The 22,779-nt window shown below is 58.9% G+C and carries 15 protein-coding genes and 9 pseudogenes; 6 read left to right on the top strand and 18 right to left on the bottom strand.

The window, feature by feature from the left end; genetic code table 11:
• Window positions 1-213 precede the first annotated feature (213 nt).
• Window positions 214-510, bottom strand: a complete 297-nt coding sequence (locus ACPYOJ_RS26285; RefSeq protein WP_481418867.1) for a DUF982 domain-containing protein — start codon at window positions 508-510, stop codon at window positions 214-216.
• A 236-nt stretch (window positions 511-746) separates the two neighbouring features.
• On the opposite strand from ACPYOJ_RS26285, the gene ACPYOJ_RS26280 reads away from it, so the two are divergent.
• Both ACPYOJ_RS26280 and ACPYOJ_RS26275 read left to right on the top strand, forming a co-directional pair.
• Window positions 747-998 carry a DUF982 domain-containing protein gene (locus ACPYOJ_RS26280; protein ID WP_481418866.1) on the top strand — a complete coding sequence of 84 codons (252 nt, stop codon included), beginning with the start codon at window positions 747-749 and terminating at the stop codon, window positions 996-998.
• A gap of 62 nt (window positions 999-1,060) precedes the next feature.
• A complete protein-coding gene (locus tag ACPYOJ_RS26275; RefSeq protein ID WP_481418865.1) occupies window positions 1,061-1,246 on the top strand; it encodes a hypothetical protein in 186 nt (61 codons plus the stop codon).
• A 471-nt stretch (window positions 1,247-1,717) separates the two neighbouring features.
• On the opposite strand, the pseudogene ACPYOJ_RS26270 reads toward ACPYOJ_RS26275, so the two are convergent.
• The 3 pseudogenes from ACPYOJ_RS26270 to ACPYOJ_RS26260 form a co-directional block, all read right to left on the bottom strand.
• Window positions 1,718-3,241 (bottom strand): annotated as a pseudogene (locus tag ACPYOJ_RS26270) (PAS domain S-box protein); the annotation flags it as partial.
• Between the two features lie 124 nt (window positions 3,242-3,365).
• A pseudogene (locus ACPYOJ_RS26265) lies at window positions 3,366-3,599 on the bottom strand (LysR family transcriptional regulator); the annotation flags it as partial.
• A 190-nt stretch (window positions 3,600-3,789) separates the two neighbouring features.
• Window positions 3,790-4,031: pseudogene (locus ACPYOJ_RS26260) on the bottom strand (LysR family transcriptional regulator); the annotation flags it as partial.
• Window positions 4,032-6,143: 2,112 nt separating this feature from the next.
• On the opposite strand from ACPYOJ_RS26260, the pseudogene ACPYOJ_RS26255 reads away from it, so the two are divergent.
• A pseudogene (locus ACPYOJ_RS26255) lies at window positions 6,144-6,392 on the top strand (IS6 family transposase); the annotation flags it as partial.
• 538 nt (window positions 6,393-6,930) lie between these two features.
• On the opposite strand, the gene ACPYOJ_RS26250 reads toward ACPYOJ_RS26255, so the two are convergent.
• On the bottom strand, window positions 6,931-7,311 hold the full coding sequence (locus tag ACPYOJ_RS26250; protein ID WP_481418864.1) for a hypothetical protein: 381 nt from the start codon (window positions 7,309-7,311) through the stop codon (window positions 6,931-6,933).
• 309 nt (window positions 7,312-7,620) lie between these two features.
• On the opposite strand from ACPYOJ_RS26250, the gene ACPYOJ_RS26245 reads away from it, so the two are divergent.
• Entirely contained in the window at window positions 7,621-7,854 is a 234-nt protein-coding gene (locus ACPYOJ_RS26245; protein WP_481418863.1) for a DUF6894 family protein, read from the top strand.
• Between the two features lie 28 nt (window positions 7,855-7,882).
• Here the strand turns inward: ACPYOJ_RS26245 and ACPYOJ_RS26240 are convergent, their stop codons facing one another.
• From ACPYOJ_RS26240 to ACPYOJ_RS26230, 3 genes and pseudogenes are all read right to left on the bottom strand, one after another.
• Complete coding sequence (locus ACPYOJ_RS26240) at window positions 7,883-8,638, bottom strand: Crp/Fnr family transcriptional regulator (protein WP_481418862.1); 756 nt, start codon at window positions 8,636-8,638, stop codon at window positions 7,883-7,885.
• A 1,652-nt stretch (window positions 8,639-10,290) separates the two neighbouring features.
• Window positions 10,291-10,710, bottom strand: a pseudogene (locus ACPYOJ_RS26235) (IS110 family transposase); the annotation flags it as partial.
• 330 nt (window positions 10,711-11,040) lie between these two features.
• Entirely contained in the window at window positions 11,041-11,574 is a 534-nt protein-coding gene (locus ACPYOJ_RS26230; RefSeq protein WP_481418861.1) for a hypothetical protein, read from the bottom strand.
• On the opposite strand from ACPYOJ_RS26230, the pseudogene ACPYOJ_RS26225 reads away from it, so the two are divergent.
• Together ACPYOJ_RS26225 and ACPYOJ_RS26220 are read left to right on the top strand one after the other, a co-directional pair.
• Window positions 11,551-11,751, top strand: a pseudogene (locus ACPYOJ_RS26225) (hypothetical protein); the annotation flags it as partial. The gene ACPYOJ_RS26230 and the pseudogene ACPYOJ_RS26225 overlap by 24 nt on opposite strands.
• An 897-nt stretch (window positions 11,752-12,648) precedes the next feature.
• Window positions 12,649-14,859, top strand: a complete 2,211-nt coding sequence (locus ACPYOJ_RS26220; protein WP_481418860.1) for a tetratricopeptide repeat protein — start codon at window positions 12,649-12,651, stop codon at window positions 14,857-14,859.
• Window positions 14,860-15,156: 297 nt separating this feature from the next.
• Here ACPYOJ_RS26220 and ACPYOJ_RS26215 read toward each other — a convergent pair.
• From ACPYOJ_RS26215 to ACPYOJ_RS26170, 10 genes and pseudogenes are all read right to left on the bottom strand, one after another.
• A pseudogene (locus tag ACPYOJ_RS26215) lies at window positions 15,157-15,448 on the bottom strand (LysR family transcriptional regulator); the annotation flags it as partial.
• Between the two features lie 63 nt (window positions 15,449-15,511).
• Window positions 15,512-15,676 (bottom strand): hypothetical protein, encoded by a 165-nt coding sequence (locus tag ACPYOJ_RS26210; protein ID WP_481418859.1) that lies wholly within the window; start codon window positions 15,674-15,676, stop codon window positions 15,512-15,514.
• Between the two features lie 392 nt (window positions 15,677-16,068).
• Complete coding sequence (locus ACPYOJ_RS26205; RefSeq protein WP_481418858.1) at window positions 16,069-16,935, bottom strand: ROK family protein; 867 nt, start codon at window positions 16,933-16,935, stop codon at window positions 16,069-16,071.
• Window positions 16,936-17,299: 364 nt separating this feature from the next.
• Window positions 17,300-18,328, bottom strand: coding sequence for a hydroxyacid dehydrogenase (locus ACPYOJ_RS26200; RefSeq protein ID WP_481418857.1), 1,029 nt, complete (start codon window positions 18,326-18,328; stop codon window positions 17,300-17,302).
• 73 nt (window positions 18,329-18,401) lie between these two features.
• Window positions 18,402-19,415, bottom strand: a complete 1,014-nt coding sequence (locus tag ACPYOJ_RS26195; RefSeq protein ID WP_481418856.1) for a sugar-binding protein — start codon at window positions 19,413-19,415, stop codon at window positions 18,402-18,404.
• Between the two features lie 39 nt (window positions 19,416-19,454).
• On the bottom strand, window positions 19,455-20,435 hold the full coding sequence (locus ACPYOJ_RS26190) for an ABC transporter permease (RefSeq protein WP_481418874.1): 981 nt from the start codon (window positions 20,433-20,435) through the stop codon (window positions 19,455-19,457).
• 44 nt (window positions 20,436-20,479) lie between these two features.
• On the bottom strand, window positions 20,480-21,223 hold the full coding sequence (locus ACPYOJ_RS26185) for an ATP-binding cassette domain-containing protein (RefSeq protein ID WP_481418855.1): 744 nt from the start codon (window positions 21,221-21,223) through the stop codon (window positions 20,480-20,482).
• A gap of 378 nt (window positions 21,224-21,601) precedes the next feature.
• Window positions 21,602-21,751, bottom strand: a pseudogene (locus ACPYOJ_RS26180) (ribulose-phosphate 3-epimerase); the annotation flags it as partial.
• Window positions 21,751-22,572, bottom strand: a complete 822-nt coding sequence (locus ACPYOJ_RS26175; RefSeq protein WP_481418854.1) for an alpha/beta fold hydrolase — start codon at window positions 22,570-22,572, stop codon at window positions 21,751-21,753. The pseudogene ACPYOJ_RS26180 and the gene ACPYOJ_RS26175, both read right to left, overlap by 1 nt.
• Window positions 22,572-22,779: pseudogene (locus ACPYOJ_RS26170) on the bottom strand (sugar phosphate isomerase/epimerase family protein); the annotation flags it as partial. The pseudogene ACPYOJ_RS26170 and the gene ACPYOJ_RS26175, both read right to left, overlap by 1 nt.

Below are 22,779 nucleotides of genomic sequence, written 5' to 3'. Positions count from 1 at the left end.
CCGCGGGCATCACCGTCAGCCGGAACGAGGCCGGCGCTACGTTAGCTCCAGATCCGGTATCCGACCTATGCACCGGCCGTTCGGAAACGCGAAGCGCTACCATCAACGTCGTGACTCAGCTAACTGGTTTCCAGATGTACGTACGAAAATAATACGGCTGGGAGCTTAAAGCTCAACCTGCCGCATGATCGCCTGTCGCCGCGATAAATCTTGTTACGCGTTTCCCACGTTGCGATCGCGATCAAGGGCAAGGAAGTTCGGAACCTCCTCGATCTCGGCAAGGATGCCTGCCCTCCTTGCGAACCGCTCGAAGTTGTCGCGAACAGCCCCCAGCGGGAACGAGCCGTTCGCCGCTTTGCGGCAGGCTCTATGGAGGGTGTCATACGCCAAATCGTGGCGCTCCTCCGGCCAATCGTCAAGAAAGTCAAAGACCTCTTCGAGGCACGTGATTTCGGTGACAAAGGTCCCGCCACGCAAATAGACCGCACGATCAAAAAATGAAGGAGCCATACTCCACCTCCGTTATTTGCGCCGTCTGATGGCCCAAAATTACGAAAGTGGACGTGGGTATTCAAGACGAAAAATGCCTTGCGCTGCAGCATTTCGAAGCGATAGCGGTAGCTCGACCCAGAGGGGAGCAGCCGCCGATCACCCGGCGCAGAGGAGGCCCGCGCCAGGAGATCGAGGTTGTATGATGTTGCGCGGAACTAAAGTCTGGCACCCGCGTTTATGCGCCGGCGAGGTGCATGCACATGAACGACGATAAAGTGTGGAACAGACCAGTTATTGTGGCCATCGGTTCGGCCAAAATCGTTATAAAGAGCGCACGTGAAGCAGCGTGGATCCTAGCGGACAGGTGGCCTGTCCTCACAGGCGGTCCCTTTCTACGCGCGCTGAAGGCATGCGCTTCGGCCATGGAAGGAAAGCGTTCGCAGGCTTACGCGCGCTTGGCCCTAATCGCTGCCGCCCGTCATGCTAACCTTCAGATTGAGGCGTAACTCTAATCATACTCTAACTTATCGCCCTTCTTCAGTATCGGTGTAAGACAAAGGAGAAGACCATGGAGCGCGTTGAGCCGACGGAGATCGACGAAGGAGCCGCAATGAAAGTTTGGTCGGTCAGGGAATTTGCAGAGCGACATCGACTGTCCCACGAAGAAGAAACCCGCCTGCTTCAGCTATTTGGCCCCTTTGCGACAGCGTGCGAGCTTCTCCACAATGCTCCGCGGGAGCCGCGTTGGCGATAGGTTTCGAGGCAGTCCCGACGATACGCGCGAGTAGAACACGTCCGCGGCTCGGCGGCGCCTCCAAGCAAAACGGCATCAGAAGGCGGCCGATGGAGAAAAACCCCTTCAATGTAATCCCGGAATGAGGACACGCCGTACCGGACTCACGCTGCGATTTTTTCTTCGGCCTGCTCGATTGTACCGCGTGCCGTATCGTCGATAGCAATCAGCGCGTCGATCGCAGTGTCTATTAATGCCGGTCCCCGCTTTTCCGCGTAGCATGGCGCAAGAAAAAGCATTGGCTGGCCACAAGCGCAACTCGCAACATCACACCCTCACCGAGGTGACATGCCTACAATCGTCGACATGCGCAACAGCTGGAGCGCGCGGTCAGGGAGGGCGGGCCGTAACTACAGCGGGCGTGTCCAGACCGGCCGAGCCATCCGGTGCAATGAGCTTGCGAGCGACCTCGAAACGCTTTCGAAATAAACCCTAGCAGTTCTCATGAGCAGCTAGTATCTCGTTGAGCTGGCTCTGTGTGAACGGTTTCGACAGCCTCGGAAGGTCGGCACTCACTCCATCCGGAAGTTCGGCGTAACCTGTCGCGAGAACAGCTTTCAAGCCCGGATAGCGCTCCGTGATCTTTTTTTCGAGATCTGCACCAGTCATGTAAGGCATCGCTTGATCAGTGAGAACGATGTCAGGCAATGGACCGTCCGCCAGCAGGTTGAGCGCGTCCTCGCCCGATTGTGCTTCAACCGCGCAATGGCCAAGATCCTCCAGCATGAGCACGGTGTTCATCAAAACGAGGCTATCATCGTCGACAACAAGCACGGTTAGCGGCCTGGACGGCGCAACCTCCTGCCGTCGTACCGCTTCCAAGCTCTGACTTGACGGATCAGTCCCCTACCCGACTGGGCCATCAGCCCTTGAACCATCGGAAGTCCCAAGCCCGTACCCTTGCCGACCCCTTTGGTGGTGAGGAAGTCGTCGCCTTCCCCAGCGTATCGGCGTCCATTCCAACGCCCTCGTCCTTAACCGAGACGCAAACGTACTCGCCGGCGCGCAGGTCCTTTATCTGACGCTCGCCGACCACCTGCTTTTTTGCGGAGATCGTTATCGCGCCGCCGTTCGGCATGGCGTCTCTGGCATTGACGACCAGGTTGAGAAGGGCGTTCTCAAGCTGGTTGGGATCCGACATTACAAGCGGCAGGTTCAGTGGAAATGTCGTACCGATCTCGACTTCCGGACCGATTGAGCGTTGCAGAAGATCGGCCATTTCCGAAACGAGGACCGGCACACGAACAGGCTCCAGCTTGAGATCCTGCTTTCGCGAGAACGCCAGCAGTCGCTGCGTCAGCGACGCGCCACGCTTCGCGCCAAGGATTGCATTATCGACGAGGTTAACCACTTCGGGAAGTGACGCCGCCTTCTTGCGTGCAATCTGCAAGCTGCCAAGTATGGCCGTCAGAAGGTTGTTGAAGTCGTGCGCGATGCCACCTGTAAGCTGGCCTACAGCCTCCATTTTCTGCGCCTGGAAAAGCTCTTGCTGTGCTCGCTCCAAAGCCTCCTGCGCCTGGCGCTTTTCGGTAATGTCGCGGGTTATCTTTGCAAACCCAATGATCGTTCCATCATCCGAATGAATGCGTCGATGATGACGTTTGCCCCAGAAACGGTTGCCGTCCTTGCGGACACGCCAGCCCTCTCGTTCGAAACGTCCCTCGGACGCAGCGGTTTTCAACGCGGTCTCTGGCAAACCCGCCGCCCTATCTTCTTCGGTATAGAAGCGCGCAAAACGCTGTCCGATAATCTCCTCGGGTGCGTAGCCCTTGATGCGCTGAGCTCCCGCGTTCCAGCTGGCGACATTGCTTCCAGGTCAATCAGGTAAATCGCGTAGTCAGTAACGCCCTGGACGAGAAGGCGGAACTGCTCCTCGCTCCGAGCCGGGGAGGCCGGATACATCAGTCGATCTGCCTCGCGAAGAAGCTCGCCGCGGCCAACCTCGACATTGGCTGGAACGATCATCGCCCCATGCTACAAGTGACCGCATAACCACTTCGACTCAAGATCTCGGCAAAGCGACGATGCAGGCTATTCACCACGACGGCCGCATCTTCATCGCGACCGATCACGGACAGGGTTGCGAATTCGTCGCCCAGGCAGGCACTCCGTGGGCGCTTATGACGATCCAGCGGACCGATGTGGAAAGATCGTTCGTCCACGATGCCAACAGATCGCGCGACATGTAGACGCCGCCGTGCACATCGGGCGCTTTGAGCGCATGAAGGTTGAGCGGGAGGGTCTTGCGGTCGTACACCACCCGGATGGCGACGTCGGCCTCGCGGTTCGTGAGGTTTGCGAGTTCGCCGGAAGAGGTGGCTCGGGAAATTGGTACAGCCGGGATAAGTGGAATATCTGCCTGACTTCGGCTTAGATGCCAGGAACAGGAGATACCATCGCGAGACGACCGCGCCGGAACCATAGCCCGGCTTTCAAGGCATAATCGAGGCGGAAATCCACTTAGCGAAACGTCCGGAACTTTTCAGACAAACCGAGCCACCTCTGGACGATAGGACATCCATCTCGATCTCAGGATGCTGGCGCGCGAACTCCGCGAGATCAGGCATGAGCAGCCGCGTCGCCAGAGTCGGAGCCAGTGTCACCCTCAGAAGTCCCCTCACCCCTGATCGCGGCCGAAGATCCGGGTCTCCAGCTTGTGCGACGTCGTCTCCATATCTTCGGCGAGTTCGAGAACCTCCTCCCCCGTGGACGTCGGGCGGTATCGGGTTGGCAGCTTCTCGAAGATCTGGGCGCCAAGCCGACGAGGGCGCGAGAGGCGACCGCAGAAAACAAGAAAGGCCTTGAGGCGACAAACGCACGCGTCGATCGTGTAGTGCAATCGTTCGGCGGCAAGCTGGATACGGCGATAGAGAGCATCAATAAGGTCGCGACCCCGGTGGAGGTGTTGAGCAGCAAGCTCGATGGCGCGCAGGAGCGAACGAACAAGATCCTTTGGAGAACGCCGATCGTGCGGCGATAGCCGACGGGCGACAGGGATCGCTTTGGTTGGAAAGCGATCCCTGTCGTGTCGGGCCGCATGGTGCCTTCTCCAAAACCCCTGCAGCACTCTTGATATGCCAAAGGCTGCGGCGAAGAGAAATTAGCTAAAAAGGCGTACTAGTATTCCGGAAACCTCGGCAAAAAGAACTCACGACGGCATCGAGCGTCAGCGGCCTTCTAGGGACAAACAGACCACAAAAAAATGCCCCGGAGTGGGCCGGGGCGAAATGGAGAAGTGGAGTACGTGGCCCACAACGCCGCGGAGCGCCGGATGTTCCCTCAAGATTGGCTGACGTTCAGTCGAATAGGCCGAAAAGGCTCGCAAGGTCGATAACGATGCTCAGGACCATTCCGACCGCGCCGGAAGTCAGCAGTAGCCATAAGAGCCAAGCTGGCCCGCCCGGATCCTTCGAAAGGTTTCCCGGGTCTCTCATGGCCCTCCCTATATCGGATCGCGAGGTGACCGGAGGACCAGGGATCGTCTATGCTGCGGATGGCAATCCCTGGTCACATACCAGGGCACAAGCTGTTGGGGTACCGGGACGACTGCCGTAGCGTCGCATGCTGTGCTTAGGAGGCTCCAGCTTTCAAAACTAAAACGCCGGCTGCGTCCGTTCGTCAATAATCAATGAGGATTAGAGGCCAGCAAGGCCCGCCCACCAGAGAGCGACCCGGCCGCACCCTCAAATTCTCCTGAGACCCTGCAGCGGCGTGGACTCGGTTCAAAGCAGCAGACCAATTCCGAATGCACATTGCCAGATGGTCTTCCCATGGCAAGCCTTAATAGGAAAAATGCGAACAGCGCCGACAGCGGCTCAGAAGGCGACACGACCAAGGGGCTCGTCCAAAGGGTCGCGGATGGGCGAGCCCCTGGGTCTAATGATGACCTCGGATATTGGGTAACGTGGCCGTCACGGCGCTGTGCTTTGGTGGCTTCAGCATCTAAAACTAAAGCGCTGGCGAGCCTGCTCGTCAATAATCAATTGGGATTAGGCAAGAACAAGAAGGGCTCGTCCCTAGGAAAGACCTAGCCGCCTAGAAGGATTCCGCCGAACCCCCAGCGTAGAACCCGGCCCAGTTGTCCAGCCTAGCCGAATTCCAGAAGTATTTTGACAAATGTTTCTTTGCCGTCAAGGGTATGTACTTTAAGCAACTCGTTTCACCGAGCACAGGCACAAGCAAAAGGCCTAACTCAAGAGTAACGGACGCCAAACCGGACAGCGGGTAACGGGGAATGGTGACCGCGCGGTGCCAAGACGAAGTGTCGGTCATCGCTGGCCTTTAACAGGACGGCTGCCGCGCGGCCACACCAATAACGATCAGCGCGAAGGCAGCGTTCCAGTTCGATACCGTACGATCAAAAAGAAGCCCCACCAAAGCGGGGCAGTTTGACGACGAAGGGATCGCGCGACTTTCCAGTAAGGGCGAGGAAGGGTCATCAGCGAACCACGCCACGCGATCCTAAACCTTGCCAATTAGGTGTCGCTAATGTTCTCGTCCGGACGACGTATCGAAACACTCCTTGACCTGTTGAGAGTTTTCGCTTTTGCGGGGCTGCTGTTCTATGAGGTCTTGCGCAAGTGCCGTAATGCCAAGTCGTCAGCTGGATCGGTCTCCAGCAATTCCAGAGCGCGTTCAAAGATTCCCGTTTGCCGCGGCGGTTCTTCTGTGGCGTGTCGCTCATGAAGAGATATCCGGCGTACTAATGCAGCGCGAATACTCTCGCTCCGAGGCTCGACGGGTTTTCGCTCGGCTCCACCTCAATGCCCGGAAGACATTGGCATGACGCCATGCCGGTCCACACATCAGGCTCGTAAAGCGACGGGGGTGACCATTTTCCGCGAAATAATGCCAGGCAATCGAACATCGATCCCACAAAGGCTTGAACAAGGGAGCCCAAAACTCCCATCAGCCTATCCCACGGCGAGAGAGGATCATGAAGCGCTTCAAGTCACCGCGGCAGCTTCAGCGTTTCGTCTCAATCCACGATCCAATCACCAACCTTTTCCACATTCCCCGACACGATATTACTTCAGCACACCATCGAGAACTTCGAGGTGCCGCCATGCAAACCTGGCACGAAATCGCTCGCCGTCAAGCCGTCTGATCGCAGATAAGGTCGCACGTTCTTGGCGTTGGAATGTTAACTTTACGGTTCCCTACTGCGACCATGAGGACGCGAACGGCATCCGGTGCAGTGAGTGGGGCCGGCCGCTGGTGAAGATCTACCGAGCGAATGGTGAAGAAATCGGCAAGACGCTGTTGTGGGAAGGCTTTGCTCGAGAGTGGCGGCCGGGGGCATAGGAATAACTGGTGCGATTGATCGCGGCGCTCAAACTCTCGATTCCATAAACCGCGCTAAGCGAAAAGCTATCCGTTACGCTTGCGATCGGCATCCGTCGAATGCCAGAATGCATAGCTCGAGCACGCCTTCGTTGCAGAAGATTACGCAACTCCCTGAATGTAACCTTTCCACCTTCCCTTGCTCCGGAGGCCAGAACCTCGGCGGCGACAAACGGGTGTCTGCGCACCAATCTGCCGGCTGCCTTGCCCATTGCGGCTAATCATCCTCTCGATCCAAGCGCCTTCCTTGGGGATCGGAATTGACTGGAGTTGTTCGGCCGGCGCCGCGGATATCAAGGGTACTAATGAGCCGCGCCGGCTTGGAGAGGGCGGTCCTTCGCTTCCTTGCGCTTCTTCTGTTTTGGCCGCATCTTCTTTGGCAAAGCATCACGCGCGCTATCTTTGACAGATGATACTGCCGCCTCAGTCGCACGAGCAATGGCCTCGCCGGCGATCCCCATAGCGCGCGCGCCTTTGCGAGTTCCAGTCGTTGCCGCATCCGCGATTTCCTCGCGGTCGCCAATGAGCACGGCAGCCGCAGCGGCGGCCCCGGCAGTAATGGCGTTCGCAAGAACGTTGCGACCGATATCGCTCGCAAGCAAAGCCTTGATCATAGGCGACTTACGGACAGATCGCGGAATTTTGTAGCCGCCGAGCATTTTCGGGATGTTGTTCTTGGCCATATTCGTCCTCCGGTGCCCATAAAAACTGTTATCCGGGAAGATCGTTTCCAGGGCAGTTCCGAACTGACGTCAGGGTGGCGGCCGGGGCATAGAAACGACTGGTGCGGCCAATGATGCCCGAAGATCAGGGAGGGCCGCGCGGGCCTGTGATCTGGCCAGTGATGGGTCTGGCCATGCTGGGTGCGATTGCCGGCGTCATCTGTAGCTTGGCGGCGCTGTGCAACGCTTTCTGAATAACCGCATGACCCCGGACGGGAACAATGCAACGCTTCAACTGTTGGCGCATCGGATAGCGGAGTTCGTCCGTCAATGCCGAGGTATTACTTTCATATTCGGGAAGGCGATCAGATAGTCGAGGACCTCGAAGGTGTCGATTTGCCGAACATCGGCGCCGTCCAGGAAGAGGCGCTCCAAGCTGCCCGCGAAATAGTCGCGGAGCTAGTCGTTCAGGGTCACCAACTCGACGAAAAGCGCTTCGAAGTCGTTGATGAAAACGGGGACATCGTCTTCGTCTTTCCCTTCAGGCTCACCTTACCAGATTGAAGCTAGGCCGAACCGATCTTGCCGTTTGCTAACCAAGGTCCGCCGCGCTGTCAGGCCTGATTGCAGAATCATCCTGCCCACTGACGCCGATCAAACGCCGGTATTCCGCTTCAGGTCCGCCGTAAATTCCGCCAGCACGCGCTTTAAGGCCGGCTCGGTCTTTGATGGTGCAGAGGCCTCGCGTAGCACGGATCAGGCCCTCACCTTCGAGGATGTGCAGCGCGGTTGTGACCCCGGCCCTGCGAGCGCCCAGCATCAACGACAAAAACTCGTGGGTCAGCGGCAATTTCGGACTTCCGACCCGGTCCTGACACATCAGCAGCCAGCGCGCCAGCCGCTGAACGATCGTCGACCTGCCATTGGCAAGCGCCGTGCCGGCGATCTGCAGATGCACGGTCTGTAGATACCGGACGAGGAGATGCTGAAGCGCCGGCCTCGCCGCGATCAGGGACTGCATCTGGGCGGCTGGCACGCGCCGAGCAGTTGACGCAACCTGGATGAAGGCTTCGTGCGGCGACTGGTCGATCCCCGAGAGCACGGTCATTCCGACCATTCCTTCCTTTCCGACAAGTCCGGTTTCGATCTCCAAGCCGCCGGGCGCGCGGGCAACCAGCGAGGTTACGCCTGATTCTGGGAAATAGACGTAATCAATCGGACTATTGGCGACCTGCAATTGCTGATGGAGGTTGAGATCGACACGCTCGGATGCGTCCAGAACGGCCCAGGCCGTTTCTTCATCCATCGCTGCGATAAGGGTATTCGACGTGCTGTTCCGGTCGGGCATCGTTGCTCCTCCCTTATGGGCAAGAGCAGATTATCTCCCAAGCGGTCCGCACCCGTGATCATTGAGACCGATAACTCAGTGTATGCCCTTGGGCCTCCTATGGCAAACGGGGCGGCCCAACGTACGAAAGCGCACAACACCTTCCATGCCTACGCTACGGATTGGAACATAGCGCCACACGGATCGTTTGGTATCGGGAACGCGTGGCGTGGTTCGTTGATGACCCTCCCTTGCCCTTACTGGAAAGTCGCGCGGTCCTTTCTTCGTCTCACTGCCCCGCTTCGGCGGGGCTTCTCTTTTGATCGTACGCTAGCAACCTGAAACGCAGTGTTCGTTCCGGCATTGATTCGCCGGATTGCGCGGCGTCACCCCGCCAGGCAACCAGGCGGCAATGCTGGCAACCTGACCCCGCACTCTCCACCAGCCAGCTAAATCTTTTTTCGTACGCTAGCGGACCGGAACTCAGATAGAGTCAATTGGTTAAACAGGTGGCCGCGCGGCGGTAGTCTACCTTTCCTCAGGCGCCAGGGATGACCGACACTTCGTCCTGGTGCCGCGCGGCCACCATTTCCCGACTTGGTCCGCTTCGGCGGGCCATTTTTTTGGAACCTTCCTGGCTAGCCTTGTTTGACACGCTTGGGCTGCGTAGCAGTTCCTCCTGTTCAACCGGATGATACCCCAATCCGGGTGCCACGTGGTCTATCCCGCGCTGAATGGGGGGCTCAGAGGCGCGGCAAGGGCTCGCTTTTCCGTAGGAGCGGGCCCTTCGATCCTAATCCTAATTGATGATTGACGCGCAGGCCCGCCGGAGCTTTATTTTCCCGCCGGAGCTTTATTTTAAAGCGCTGTAGCCGCCAAGCACAGCACCTAGCCGCGGCAGCCGCTCTCCAACCAACGCCGTGGTATGCGAAAGGGCTCGCCATTTCTGACACGTTTGGACGAGCCCTGGTCGTATCTACCTCGCGTAGGACCTGTGGTCATCTTCTCCAGCGCGCTACAGTATACCGGGCGGCCGTCAAAGAAGCATGTACCAGACGCATCATCCAGGTGCAGCGGGTTGCAACCGCTCTTTGAAGGCGCCTCATTCCGAGGCGCTGTTTGGCGGCGCTGTTCGACGCCTTCACCTAAAGGGGTGGTCAGACTAAGTCTTGCCGTGAAGATTTATTGGGCAATCTGACTACTGGAGTCGGTCGTGCATGGACTCAGGACAGATTCGATGCCGCATTGCCTTCTAGGCGAACCAAGTGCGGCCGGGGGCTCGCTTCCCGTAGGGGCGGGCCCCTCGTCCTCTGCTCGTGCGATTGTGGAACCGCGGCGACACCGCTGCATTATAGCAGCATACTCGCACTCTCCAACTCGCCCCGTTTGAAACGGCGGGGCTTCTCCTTTGGGGCTGGTCTGTCAAGCAAAGGATATCCTCTCCGCCTACGAGGCGGGGCGTTGGTCGTTGTGATGGTTGATGAGTAACGGCTTTGGCGTCCCGGATGATGATGGGTGCCCGCCAGGGGTCTGGCTTCTCTTCCAAGTCGGCGCGCGACCGCTTCATGATCGGGTCGGATGGTGTTGTCGACCCGCATCCGATGCACGATGATTGCCAGGCGTCGAGCCACCGCCACGGTAGCCTTCGCCATGCCTCACGGACGAGCGAAGGTGAGGCCATTGGCGAGCTGCGTTCGATTGCGAATGAGTCTCTCTCGCAAACCGACCAGCATCAACGCCGCCTGCTGGTCCGCGGTCTTCACCGGCACGAACCGCATGGTGGGTCGGCCCATCGCCTCACACAATGCCTCGGCGTCCGCCGCGTCGTTCTTGCAGCGTTTTACATAGGGCTTCGCTAACTGAGGCGCGATCAACTTCACTTCGTGCCCCAAGGAACCTAATAACCTCGCCCAATGATGAGTGCCGCCGCACGCTTCGAGTGCGATGGTGGTAGGCGCCGTTTTCTCGAAGAATATCGCCATCTCCTTACGCGAGAACTTCTTGCGCAGGATTGGTTGCTCGACCGCATTCACGCCATGCAATTGGAAAACGTTCTTTGACGTATCCATGCCAATTCGGATAATCTGTTCCATGGACGGTCTCCCTCGATTGAGCTTTCAACGAACTCACTCTGGCACATCGCGATGCCGTTGGGAGCCGCCCACCCCAACATGGCAGATCTCCTGACTGGTTGAACCATTGGAGCCTGCCCGGAAGATCGATATCCCGCTACTCCCATGCATGGAGGCCGCCGCTGGAGCCCCAATCATTCGATCTTTTTTCTCCGTACGGTAGCGGACTGGAACGCTGGCTGGGCCGGTCGGTTATCGGAGTGGCCGCGCGGCAGTCTTGCTGTTAAACGCCAGCGATGGCACCCACCTCATCCTGGCGGCGCGCGGTCATTGAGGGTTTTGCCACTATCGCTAGTCAGCCGCTGCCATCGATCGTTCAATCTTGGGCGAAATGTCCTCCTTCGTACCGGGAAATGTGTCGACAAAGACGACGATGTCCTTGGAGCTGACGAGCTTTTCGATGATCGCATCGGGGATGCCCTGAGAGAGCGCTTCGGACCGGTAATCTGGACTGAAGATCTTGAAGCGTTCCACCATGACGCTCGGGCGGCTTTCCGCCAGGATTGGCAACGCTATTGCGGGATAGTTGGCTTGGTGCACCAAAGGGATGGCCAAAGGCGTCGCGGCAAAGATAGCGGCCGCGCCCGCTGCGATCGAATAATGTACGCGCCGGGTGCGACCAAGGACTGGCAACGGATCGCTGTCCATCTGCCGCGCGCAAGTCGCGAACGCCGGAACGTAACGCCCTTTGGGAATCGTGATGATAATCCTGTCATTCAAGCCGGCTATAAGTAAGTCCGTATGTCCTTCTTCTTTGGCTGAGGTGGCTCGCCCTACACTGGTCTTTCGAGGGTTGCTCGGATAGGCCGAGCCGATCCTCACCACAGGAGGACGAGCCGTGGCAGATATAGAGAAGCTTTTGTCGGAATCGATGTTGCCAAGCTGAAGAATGCGATCTCGATTGCTGAAGCTGGTCGGACCGGAGAAATCCGTTATGTCGGCGAGCTTGAAGCATCGGATGCCAGCATGCGCCGCGTTATTCAGCGAATAGTCGCGAAGTTTGCTTTCCCATGCGGCCTCCCTGGGCGAAGCGCTCGGTGCATTTTACCACACATGTCGATTTCACGCGTCAGGAATCCGCGGAAGCTCGGGACTGGTCGCGGGGGATCAAGGGTTGGACGAAGTATGGTAAAGCTACTTTAGAGTCCCCGATAGGGGCTCGGGAAACCCCACGCCTTAGGCGGCTGGGATCGCGGCGCGTCCGGTGTAGGGGCTATTGGGTGGTGAGCAGCGGCAATGCCACCGAACGAGATGTGGGCCGAATACATCAAGAACCAGGTTCCGCCCGAGCCAGACGACGGCTTTGACGTGAAGTGAGTTCGCGCCCCGTCCCCCCCACGGGCGGACCCATCCGGCTTTAAGCCGTACCCCGAAGCCACCGCCTTTCTGGCGATGGAGTATTCACTAGTCAGATCTGCAGTGGGGCCGATCGCGACCTTCGCCGCACCCAGCACAAATGTCATGAGTTGGCGCAACTGCGACCTCCAGCGTCATCGCCGGAAATGTCTGCTTTCGGGAAGTTTCAAAGCTGATCTCTGCTGGCGACTTGGAGGGGGCAAAGCGGAAATAATTTCCACTTTTGGGGCCGACAGCCGACCGTCCGCTGCTAGGAAATGCAACACGACAAGCGGACACATGGCCGCCCGATGCCAAGGTCTGAAATCGGCCCCGAACCGGCCGTTCGTTCCGGCTAGTCGACCGTCTGCAATCGGTGAAAAGGCGAAGCTCGGTCGCCCCTCCCGCCAGGTCTAGTTCGCGCCATCGTCGCATCGTTGACGCGTTCACTTTGTCATCCACCTGGCTAGAGCAAATGACGACTGTCAAACCAACAGCAGACTGGGATGTGAACCTTAACTATCCTATAATTGCAACAGACGCCGTTCTACACCGGAGCATCTCATGCAACGGAAGCTTGCGGCGATACTGGCCGCTGACCTCGCCGGTTACAGCCGCCTCATGGAGATCGATGAGGCCGATACCCTGGCGCGGCTTGGAAGCACCCGCGAGAACATCATCGACCCGAAGATTTCCGCTCACAATGGCCGGGTGGTCAAGCTCATGGGCGATGGCGCGCTTATCGAGTTTCCCAGCGTGGTTGACGCTGTCAGGTGCGCCGTCGAAATCCAGCAAGCGATGGCCGAGTGCAATGAGGAGCTACCCGCTGACAAACGGCTCGAGTTTCGCATCGGTGTCAATCTTGGTGACATTATCGTCGAAGGACAGGATATCTATGGCGACGGCGTGAATGTCGCGGCAAGACTCGAAGGATTGGCTGATCCGGGAGGCGTTCTGATTTCGGGAACGGCGTACGATCACGTCGAGAGAAAGCTGGACTACGCGTTCGATTTCGTGGGTGAGCAGCAGGTCAAGAACATTGAAAAGCCCGTTCGCCTCTATCGAATTCGCCTTGGCGATCATCCCCGAACGGAGGCCGCATGGACACGGGGCAAGCCCTATCGCTCATGGCTCTGGCTCTCGGCCGCAGCAGCTCTGGTGCTGGCAGTCGGAAGCGTGGTTTTCTGGAGCAGTTCCCGTGCACCACATGTCGAGTTGGCCTCAAGGACGCGGATGGAATTCCCATTGCCGGACAAGCCGTCCATTGCGGTCATGCCATTCACCAACATGTCCGGCGAAGCGGCGGAGCAACATTTTGCCGACGGTATGACAGACAGCTTGATCACCGACCTGTCGAAGATTTCCGGTCTCTTCGTCGTCGCCCGAAACTCGACATTCGCATATCAGGGCAAGCCAGTGACGGCCAGTCAGGTCGCCGAAGAACTGGGTGTGCGATATGTTCTTGAGGGCAGCTATCAGCGTGCGGGAGACCGGCTCCGCGTCAATGCCCAGCTGGTTGACGCGCTCACCGGAGGCCATGTGTGGGCCGATCGTTTTGACGGCAACGTTGCCGACGTTTTCGGTGTTCAGGACGCATTCGTAACCAAGATTGTCGAGGCGCTGGAAGTCAATCTGACCGGAAATGAGAGAATGGAGATCGCCCGCGGCAGGACGGACAGCCTGCGTGCGAAAGAGGCATTCGACGAGGGTTGGAGCCTCTATCTTCGTTTCAACGCCAACGACAACGCAGCGGCTGTCGCGCCGCTCAAAAGAGCAATTAAACTCGATCCCGAGTACGGACGCGCCTACGCCACGCTCGCTTTGGTCTACTTCAGGGTCGAAGACTACGACTGGTACGGAGAGGCTCTCTTCAGAGACGATGAATACGTTTGGAACCAGCGATTTGGAGCACCTCCGAAGGAGGTCGTGTGGCGAGGTCAGCAGCAACTGGACAAAGCCATCAGATACCCGACGGCTCTCGGATACACGGCCCAAGCGCTGGACCGTCTGCGTTTTGGTGAAGATGCACGCCGCGAAGCCGCCCGGGCGATCGAACTCGATCCTAACGATCCTGAAGCGCAAATCGCCATGGCTTGGGCCCTCACGGCTTCAGGTAAGCCAAGCGAGGCTCTGGATTATGTCGAGAAAGCGCTTCGCCTCAATCCGAACTTCCCAAGCCATTATGTTCTTGCCCATGGCGTTGCGCTATTTGCCGCAAACGATCTGGAGCAGGCGGCTGAGGTTTTCGACAAGGGGGCCAAGAAGAACCCGAACGCAACCGCACTTATGCCGCCGTTCGCATCCGTACTTGTTGGCCTCGGTCGCCGGGACGAGGCAAGGCGCAGGCTTCTGATGTGGCGGCCGGGAACAGACCAGGCCACTCTCGAGGGCCTCGCACGCGACTATAAGTTCCCCATTCGATGGGCACCTGAATACAAAGGGGTGCGGGAGCGTTTGCTCGACGGTGTCCGTGCTGCTGCAATGCCGCTGGACGTGACCGTTTCGAGCCTCACAGCTCAGCTGAACAGGGGCGATCCTGCTAACCGGCGAAACGCCGCAAAGCGTTTGGGTTGGTTTGGACCGGCGGCCGCAGAAGCCGTGCCAGCCCTGATTATGCTGCTCGAAGACGTCGGGGTCCGTGAGGAGGCCGTGCAGTCGCTGAGAAAGATCGGGCCCGCGGCCAAGGCTGCGATTCCCGCGCTAGTGGTGATGGAGAGCGAGAGTTCTGTCGGTAGCTACGCCAAGGATGCACTGAAGGAAATAAGGGGGTACTGATGATACCATCGTCGTCTCCGGCCCACCGCACGCTCCGAGGGAGGTGTCGGGGTCTGTCGCGACTCGACGATCGTCTTCAAAAATGCCTAGGCTACGCAAACCGCGGCAAGAGGGGCATGGGGTACAGTGCGCCCGCCAGTCTGCTGATGACAACTCATGGCGCAAACCCGCAGTTCGGCGACATCTGTGCATGTCCGCTTCTGGGATACCACAGTGCTCTGCTCAGTGTCCGACTTGAGGGCGCATTCCGGCCACTCCTCGACGTCCCGAGGGGCTGGTGGCACTTACTACCTAATACCGGATATTTCCCGCCGGACGCTCCCTTAGTTCGGTTAGCGAAGCCAGCTCGCTTCCTACGCTGTCCAATGCCGGCCGCAGCGTGGCGAGCAGCCGCTCGCCCGCCTCCGTCGGTGCGACGTTTCGCGTCGTCCGCGTAAGGAGACGGACGTCTAGCCGTGCCTCGAGACGACGGATCGCGTGGCTGAGCGCGGACTGCGAGGTGCCTAGCCTCGCAGTCCGCTCGAGTGAAGTTCTGCTCCTCCGCCACCGTCATGAACGAATTGAGATCGACCAGTTCCTCGCGCCTCATTCATGAACTCCCGATATCGATGCAGTAGGATTGCCCAAGTTCAAGCAGTCAGTCCAGTGACGGTCAACGCTTGGCGCGCGGCAGCCGTGCGAGACTCTTGAAACCACCGATCCCAGCAATGGCCACTATACCGGCCAGCGGCAGCGGGGTGCCGTCGGCGAATGCGCTGACCGCGGCCGAGCCGAGGATACCGCATCCGTAGTGCAGCGCTCCCACAAGTGCGGACACGGACCCTACCCGTTTCGGAAAGTCTTGCAGTGCACCGCCCCGATCGAGTTGGCGACGATCAGTCCGTTCCAGCCAGCCGTGCCAACCCGCCCCATCCGGTGACACCTGTGACAATCAGGACGACTCCGCAGGCAGCCGCGCCGCCCGATCCGACCTGCAGAAGGCGCCGGCTGCCGAAGCGGCCACTAACCTGGCGTTGACGACGTTCGCCACCATGGATACTGTCCTTGTCAATCCCGCTCGCTGTGAGCGACTGCGAAGGCCATCAACGAATTCTCCGGGAGAGCGTTTCCTGACCGCGAAAATCCGGACGCTTCTGGCGGGGATGGGGAAGGTCTTGCCGTTGGTAGAGTTCCGCCCTTCGCGCTCCGAGGGACTGAACCCGGCGACTATCACCGAGCGCGGAAAAGGCTAATCGCACCCCAGGTCGCGCCCGATGGCCCAAGTTGTGCACGAGATATGGCCCGCGACGGCGATCGGATCACCGGCGACAACTTTTCGTTCAACTGGCTAACGAGATCGTCGAACGGATAGCCGGCCATTTCGACCACCCCGCCGCCTACGACCACCACCTCCGGATCCGTTAGGGTGATGGCCATCGCCATTGTCAAAGCTTGGTCGGCCACGAAAGTGCGTAGCTCGCGCTTCAGTTCGGCGTCGCCAGACTTGAAGATTCCTGCAATTGGCTGGTTGTACTTCGACGCCAAGGATTGGAGCACGAGTCCTGATGCGTAGGCTTCGACGCAGTCGATCCCGCCGCCCACACCCGAGCGCCCCTCTCCTCTCAGCGGCACGTGGCCAAGCTGCATGCGGTAAGGCCCCCCCATCAGGCTGCCGGAGTCTAGGAACGAGGCACCTACCCCCGTACCAAAATACACTCCTAGCACCAGTTCCCTGCCCTGGGCGGCGCCCTTCAAGGCTTCGCCTCGTGTCTGCAGCGTTGCATCGTGATCCAGGATCACCGGAACGCCACACCGTGCCTCCAGCTTGTCCGCGAAGCCTTCGATCTCCAGCGATGGCACGAGCGGCGCCTTCAGGACGCTTCGGCGCGCTCGATCCAGTATTCCCGGAATGCCAACGACGACGCCGTCGATGCCGCCATCGAGAGTTCTATTCTCCTCGACTAAGATATCGGCCATGAATTCGACGGGGTCGGCTTCGGCGAAGCTGCTTGCGGGAACCACCGCGCGCCAAAGGATCTCGCCAGCGTCGTTGACTACGACCGCCCTTACATTCGTGCCGCCAATGTCGAATGCCAACAGATGGAAATCCTGCATGTTCTCGTGCTCGCTAGTCATATTCGAGTAGTAGGAACTCCCGCACCTGCAGGGGTCGCCGCCCCTTTGTCTAGATTGCGCTCATTCAGAACCGTGAGTTGTCCACGAGAGCGTAGCTTTCGTTTGTCGCACAATCTTTCGCATTCGGCGTTCCAGAAATATAGGAGTACGCCGGCTTCAATCCGTCCAAGAAGAAGGATGAACCCAGAGAGCCAGGCTGCCCCGCTGGCCAAGCCTCCCTGAACCCGGAACGCGCGGTGCGGCGACCATTGCCCATCATAACGCGTTCGACATCCCCCGTGTCGAGATCTCGGAGCACGAGTTGCTGCCGTAGTTCGGAGAGCGGTCAGCTCTTCGAAACCGACATGCTGCGTGCGCGCGAGGCCGTCTCGGGCTGTGCGATCTTGCAGACGATAGGCGGCAGCCCCATTGCGATCAACTCTATGTCCGCGACGATGGCGGTGCCCATTTCCTTCAAGACATCCTCGAGCGCGCCTGCCTGATGCGGTGACAGGATCATGCCGTCGACGCTGCGCACGACGTCGCCCGGCGGTACAGGCTCCACCGGGAAGACGTCCGTCGCCACTCGGATATGGCCGCTGCGGGCTGCCCCCAGCATCGCTGGGAAATCGACGACCGCTGCTCGGCTGAGAAGCAGAAGGATCGACCCTGCCTTCATCAGCGCGAACTTTTCTCGGTTTAGAAAATGCTGGTTCTCGGAGGTGACTCCCGCCAGAACAAAAACAAAGGCACTGGTCGCCAGCAGGTCATCGAGCGACGCCGGCTGGCATCCGGTTTTCCTGATGACGGTCTCGGGGACCCAGGGATCATACGCTTTGATCTTGACGTCGAATGGCTTGAGAAGCGGGAGCAAGGCCCGTGCTAGGTCACCGAATCCGACGAGGCCGACGGGGGCTCTGAACAGACGTCGAGCCTGCCTGTTCGCGTCGAACCCGTAGCTTTCTTGTCCGCTTCGCATCAAGCGATCCGAGCGCGTTATGCCGCGACCAAGGTCGATCGCCATTGCCAGACCGATCTCGGCCACCGGTTCGGCGAACACATGGCTTGCCGACATCACCCGGATGCCGTTTCGGAAGCAGAAATCGTAGTCGATGTTTGGAAGGAAGTTGCCTTCGCTGTTAATGAACGCCCTGAGCCTCTCGCATCGCGACAGCCGTTCGACCGGCATGTCGAACGTACCCATCATGACATCCGCATCCATGGCCAGGAGGGCGAAGTCGTCATCCGTCAGTCCATCCCGCTCGTGTATGACGAGCGTGCCGAGGGACCGGAGGCCTTCCAGAGCCTCGTTGCTGAAAACGTCGGAAACCCGTCTCGGGTGAGGCATGATGAAAATCTTGAAGGGCTGCGTCATTTCACGTCCATGCCAGGTTCGGGTAGAACCGGCGCTTGCGGAAGCGCCGGCCTGATGGTCGGATTAGGGACGACTATTTTCCGACCTTTCCACATGTCGTCATGGCGTCTTCGGGGGTGCAGATCTCGGTGCCGGTCTGAATATAGGGCTCGATCTTCTTGCCTTTTGTCAGATCGTCCAATGCCTTGATCGTCTGATAGCCCATGTCGTAGGGCCGCTGGCCGATGTTGTAGTGGCTCAGACCTGCAGCCAGCAGCGGAAGCTGCGGACCGAAATTGTCTCCGAAGACAACGACAAGGTCCTTCTTGTCGAGCCGCTCCTTGAGCGGCTCCATGGCCTGTTTGTAGGCCTGAGGCGCATACTGAGCCCATCCACCCACCGCGACGAAGGCGCTCAGGTCGGGATTGTTGGTCATGACGTCACGAACCTGCTGGGCGGCGAGCGCGATATCGTCGTTGTTGTAGACTGGGCATCCCGTCGGTTCCGTCCAACCATTTTGGCCAGAAAGCCTTTCGATCGGCTTGTCCTTTGAAGAGCCCGCCAGGGTGTCGCGGATGCCTTGGACGCGGCCCTTGAGGTTTTCAGAGGCCGGCGCGCCGGACTGGATGCACACCGTTCCGCCGCTCTTCTTGTTATCGAGAACCTTCTTTGCGAGTTCGACGCCGAACTGATAGTTGTCGGTGCCGATGTAGGTGGCGCGAAGCTTGGCGTCCTCGGGGAGGACGTCCGTATCGAAGGTCACGACCGGGATGCCCTTGTCGTTCGCCATCTTGAGGATTCTAGCCATCGCTTTCGGATTGCCCGCGGAGATTCCAAGCCCGTCGACGCCCCGCGTAATCATGTCCTGCGCGAGTTGAACCTGCTTCGCTTCGTCGTATTCCGTCGGTCCGATGTACGTGCACTTGACGTCGCCGAGTTCCTTGGCGGCTGCCTGGCAACCGGCGTCGATCGGCGGACTGAAGGCATTGTTGAGAACCTTGAAGACGAGCGCAAATTCGCGCTCTGCTGCACTTGCGCCAGTTGCTCCCAAGCAGGTTGCGACGCACGCGACCGATACGGCGTATTTCAGCGTTTCAGACAGCGACATTTTGGTCTCCTCCGTGGTTCGCTGTTCCTAATTTCCGTCCTAGCGGCGCAAGGACCGGATTCTTTCAAGAATGACTGCCGCGAGGATGAAACCGCCCACGAACATTCCTTGCCAGAAGGGATTGACGCCGGCGATGAGCAAGGAGTTCCGGATCACCTCCACCAGCACGGCGCCGATGCTTGCGCCAAGAGCGGTGCCGAACCCTCCGGCGAGTGACGCGCCGCCAATGACGGTCGAGGCGATCACCTGGAGTTCGTATCCGGTTCCGATCGCATTGGTGACCGCGCCGAGCCAGCCCACCAGGAAGATCGCGCTGACCGCGGCCATCAGACCGCTGAACGCGTAGGCGGAGATCTTGATCAGATCAACCGGGATGCCGGCGAGGCGGGCCGCGCTTTCGTTGCCACCGATCGCGAAGATATATCGTCCCCATTTCGTCATGGTCAGCAGGAAGTGCAGCACGATCACGCCGACGACGAGAGCATAGACGACATTCGGCAGTCCGAACGTGTAGCCTCCCCCGAGCGCAAGGATAGCATCTGTCGACGCGCCAAACTCGTAGAACACCTCGTTGTTGGTGACGACGAGCGCCAAGCTTCGCCCCATCGACAACGTAGCGAGGGTGACGATGAAGGGCGGAAGCTTCACGAAAGTGATGATGGATCCGTTTACGACGCCGAAAAGCACGCCGAGAAGAAGCGTTCCGGCGATTCCGACGCCGAGTGGCAGACCTGCATGAAGAAGGATGCCGAGAGTGACCCCGCAAAGTCCGAGGATCGAACCAACCGAAATGTCGATCCCACCACTGATCAGGACAGGAGTCATTCCGAGTGCCATTATGCCGATGAAGCATGCGTTTTGCAGCACATTCAGAAGATTAGATGGTGTCGCGAACTTGGCCGAAATCATTGAAACCCCCAGGCCAAGAAGGAAGATAGCAATCGCGATCCACATTTCCTGTGTCATCAGCATTCGATGCAGAATGGACCGATTGTTTGCCTTTAAAAGATCAACATTCATGTCGGGGGCGTTTGGCAGGGACATTTGAATGCTCCGGGGCTTTATCAAGCTGCATGGATTGCACCGGTGATCAGGCCGGTGACTTCCTCGGGATTTGTCTGTGCAATCAGCTTGTCAGCGACCTTCCGCCCTCGCCTCATCACGACAACGCGGTCGCATACTTCGAATACGTCAGGCATGCGGTGGCTGATCAGAATGACCGAGAGACCTTGATCCTTCATACGCCGGATCAGTGAGAGAACTTCCGCAACCTGGCGGACACTGATGGCCGCCGTAGGTTCGTCCATAAGAACAATCTTCGATTTTGCAAGTCTCGTACGAGCGATCGCGACAGCCTGGCGTTGCCCTCCGGACATGCGGTCAACTAGATCTGCCGGGCGAGTTTCGGACTTCAGTACCTGGAAGAGCTCATTGGCTCTGCGGTTCATCGTCCGGTGGTCGAGTACCTTGAATGGGCCAAGACGGCGTTGCACCTCGCGTCCCAGGAAGACATTGGCCGCAGCCGTCAGGTTGTTGCAGAGCGCCAGATCCTGATAAACGACCTCGATGCCGTGCCGGCGGGCATCAGCCGGACCGGATAAATGGACCTCGCTTCCCTCCAAGGTGTAGCGACCAGATGTAGGCTGAAAGTTGCCGGCGATCGTTTTTACGAGGGTAGACTTTCCCGCGCCATTATCGCCCATGAGCCCGAGAACTTCGCCTCGGTTGATCTCTATCGAGATGCCGTCGAGCGCACGGATCGCGCCGAATTGCATAACGATATTCTCGAGACTAACGAGCCTATCCATCCAACCCCTCCCAGGCTCGGATAACAATTCTTTCAAAAAGAAAGAAATATTAACAAGTTAGCTTTGTCAACGGATTTGCCATCTCAGGTGCAAACTTACTAATATGCGGGAGTTGTTAGATGCTCTGCAAACAAGGGCCGACGAAAAGCAGGGATCGACATCCGAGGATACCGTTATACCGGTCGACGGGAAAAAGTGCGTCCTGTATTTTCCTTCTTTTGTAAAGCAATACACCACCAATGCCCTGCCCTCGAGGACGTCGCAGTCGAACATCTTTCGAAACGACGCCCCTTGAGAGCAGTCTGGATAAATAGGACGGCGGCCACGGGCGGTGTTGACCACAATCGCCGACCGCTTGATTGTTCGAGGATTGTTCGCGGCGCCGTCGATGTGCAGCACGTCCGCGTGTGGCTCGATGCGTGCCATCTCGTCCGCGAAACGTACGAGATCGGCGGACCACACGGAAAATTCGGCGATCAGTCGATCCTTGGCAAGCTCGTTGATCCAGTCCTTGGATACGCTCGTCATCATAGGCAGGCCTTCAGAAAATTGCTCAGGGCCGAATGGAAGTCGGAAACGTAACGAGCGCGATCGACGACCTTGGGCGTGATCTCGACGAAACTGGAGTTGGGGATCATTTCGGCGATCGCCCGTGCATGAGCGATCGGATGGATGCTGTCGCGCTCGTGCCCTATCACAAGCGTCGGAATTCGGAGCGAACGAACCTCCGCCTCGGAAACGCCAGGGCCGTCGCCGGCAATCGAAGTCAGCAGCGCCGCGGTCACGTTCCTGGGATGCCGTGAGAAGAACGCGGTCAGGGAGGCCAGATTGTCGGGGGCGTCCCGGCCCAACGCGGCGGCCGTCGCAGTGTCCACGAACATCCGCTGGGCGACGTCGCCGGGATGCTCTGCCAGCAGCGCTCCCACCTCGGAGTTGGGCCTCATGTTTGCCGGCGCCGCATCCGTCACCCACGCCGGTCGAGCTATGATCAGGCCACGCACGAGATCGGGTCGCCTGACAGCGAGCCGAAGGGCGATCGCGGCTCCCATCGATATGCCACCGACGACGACGGGCGCGAATCCGTTCCGTTCGATGAGCTCCGCCGTGTCGGTAGCGAAGGTCGAGATCGAGAGGTGCTCCAGGTCACCTGGTTCCGACGCGCCCTGCCCCCGGCTTTCGAGCGTGATGCGACGAAAGCGCGGATCGACAGGGAAAGCCTCCGTGGTCTGCCGCGCATCGCCACAAAGGCCATGCTGGAAAATTACCGGTAGCCCATTGCCCCCTGCATCGTCGACGTTGAGAGTGGGTCCATCGTTGGGGGGGGTGAACTTGGCACCGGAGGTCGACATCACCGCGTCTCCAGCCCGGCGTCGGTCAATGCGGCCTTCAGGAAGGTTGCGACGTCCGGCGCCTCGTCCGCCTTCAAACCATGGGTCACAAGGGAGCGGTTGAAGCCCACCGCCTTGAGGCATGACAGGTAGTGAGGATAGTCTAAAATTCCTTTTCCTGCGGTGGTGAAGCCTCCTTCCGCCGTCCGGTCCTTCGCGTGCCCCATC

This window comes from Rhizobium sp. SVR5-9E, from assembly GCF_056755095.1.
Note: the sequence above shows the minus strand (reverse complement) of the source record. Positions and strands in the feature narration are given on the sequence as shown.

What these genes read in the sequence shown, in the direction of transcription:
- ACPYOJ_RS26285 (WP_481418867.1), bottom strand. Translation starts at nt 510, where the DNA reads ATGGCTCCTTCATTTTTTGATCGTGCGGTCTATTTGCGTGGCGGGACC.
- ACPYOJ_RS26280 (WP_481418866.1), top strand. Translation starts at nt 747, where the DNA reads ATGCACATGAACGACGATAAAGTGTGGAACAGACCAGTTATTGTGGCC.
- ACPYOJ_RS26275 (WP_481418865.1), top strand. Translation starts at nt 1,061, where the DNA reads ATGGAGCGCGTTGAGCCGACGGAGATCGACGAAGGAGCCGCAATGAAA.
- ACPYOJ_RS26250 (WP_481418864.1), bottom strand. Translation starts at nt 7,311, where the DNA reads ATGGCCAAGAACAACATCCCGAAAATGCTCGGCGGCTACAAAATTCCG.
- ACPYOJ_RS26245 (WP_481418863.1), top strand. Translation starts at nt 7,621, where the DNA reads ATGCCGAGGTATTACTTTCATATTCGGGAAGGCGATCAGATAGTCGAG.
- ACPYOJ_RS26240 (WP_481418862.1), bottom strand. Translation starts at nt 8,638, where the DNA reads ATGCCCGACCGGAACAGCACGTCGAATACCCTTATCGCAGCGATGGAT.
- ACPYOJ_RS26220 (WP_481418860.1), top strand. Translation starts at nt 12,649, where the DNA reads ATGCAACGGAAGCTTGCGGCGATACTGGCCGCTGACCTCGCCGGTTAC.
- ACPYOJ_RS26200 (WP_481418857.1), bottom strand. Translation starts at nt 18,328, where the DNA reads ATGACGCAGCCCTTCAAGATTTTCATCATGCCTCACCCGAGACGGGTT.
- ACPYOJ_RS26195 (WP_481418856.1), bottom strand. Translation starts at nt 19,415, where the DNA reads ATGTCGCTGTCTGAAACGCTGAAATACGCCGTATCGGTCGCGTGCGTC.
- ACPYOJ_RS26190 (WP_481418874.1), bottom strand. Translation starts at nt 20,435, where the DNA reads ATGAATGTTGATCTTTTAAAGGCAAACAATCGGTCCATTCTGCATCGA.
- ACPYOJ_RS26185 (WP_481418855.1), bottom strand. Translation starts at nt 21,223, where the DNA reads ATGGATAGGCTCGTTAGTCTCGAGAATATCGTTATGCAATTCGGCGCG.
- ACPYOJ_RS26175 (WP_481418854.1), bottom strand. Translation starts at nt 22,572, where the DNA reads ATGTCGACCTCCGGTGCCAAGTTCACCCCCCCCAACGATGGACCCACT.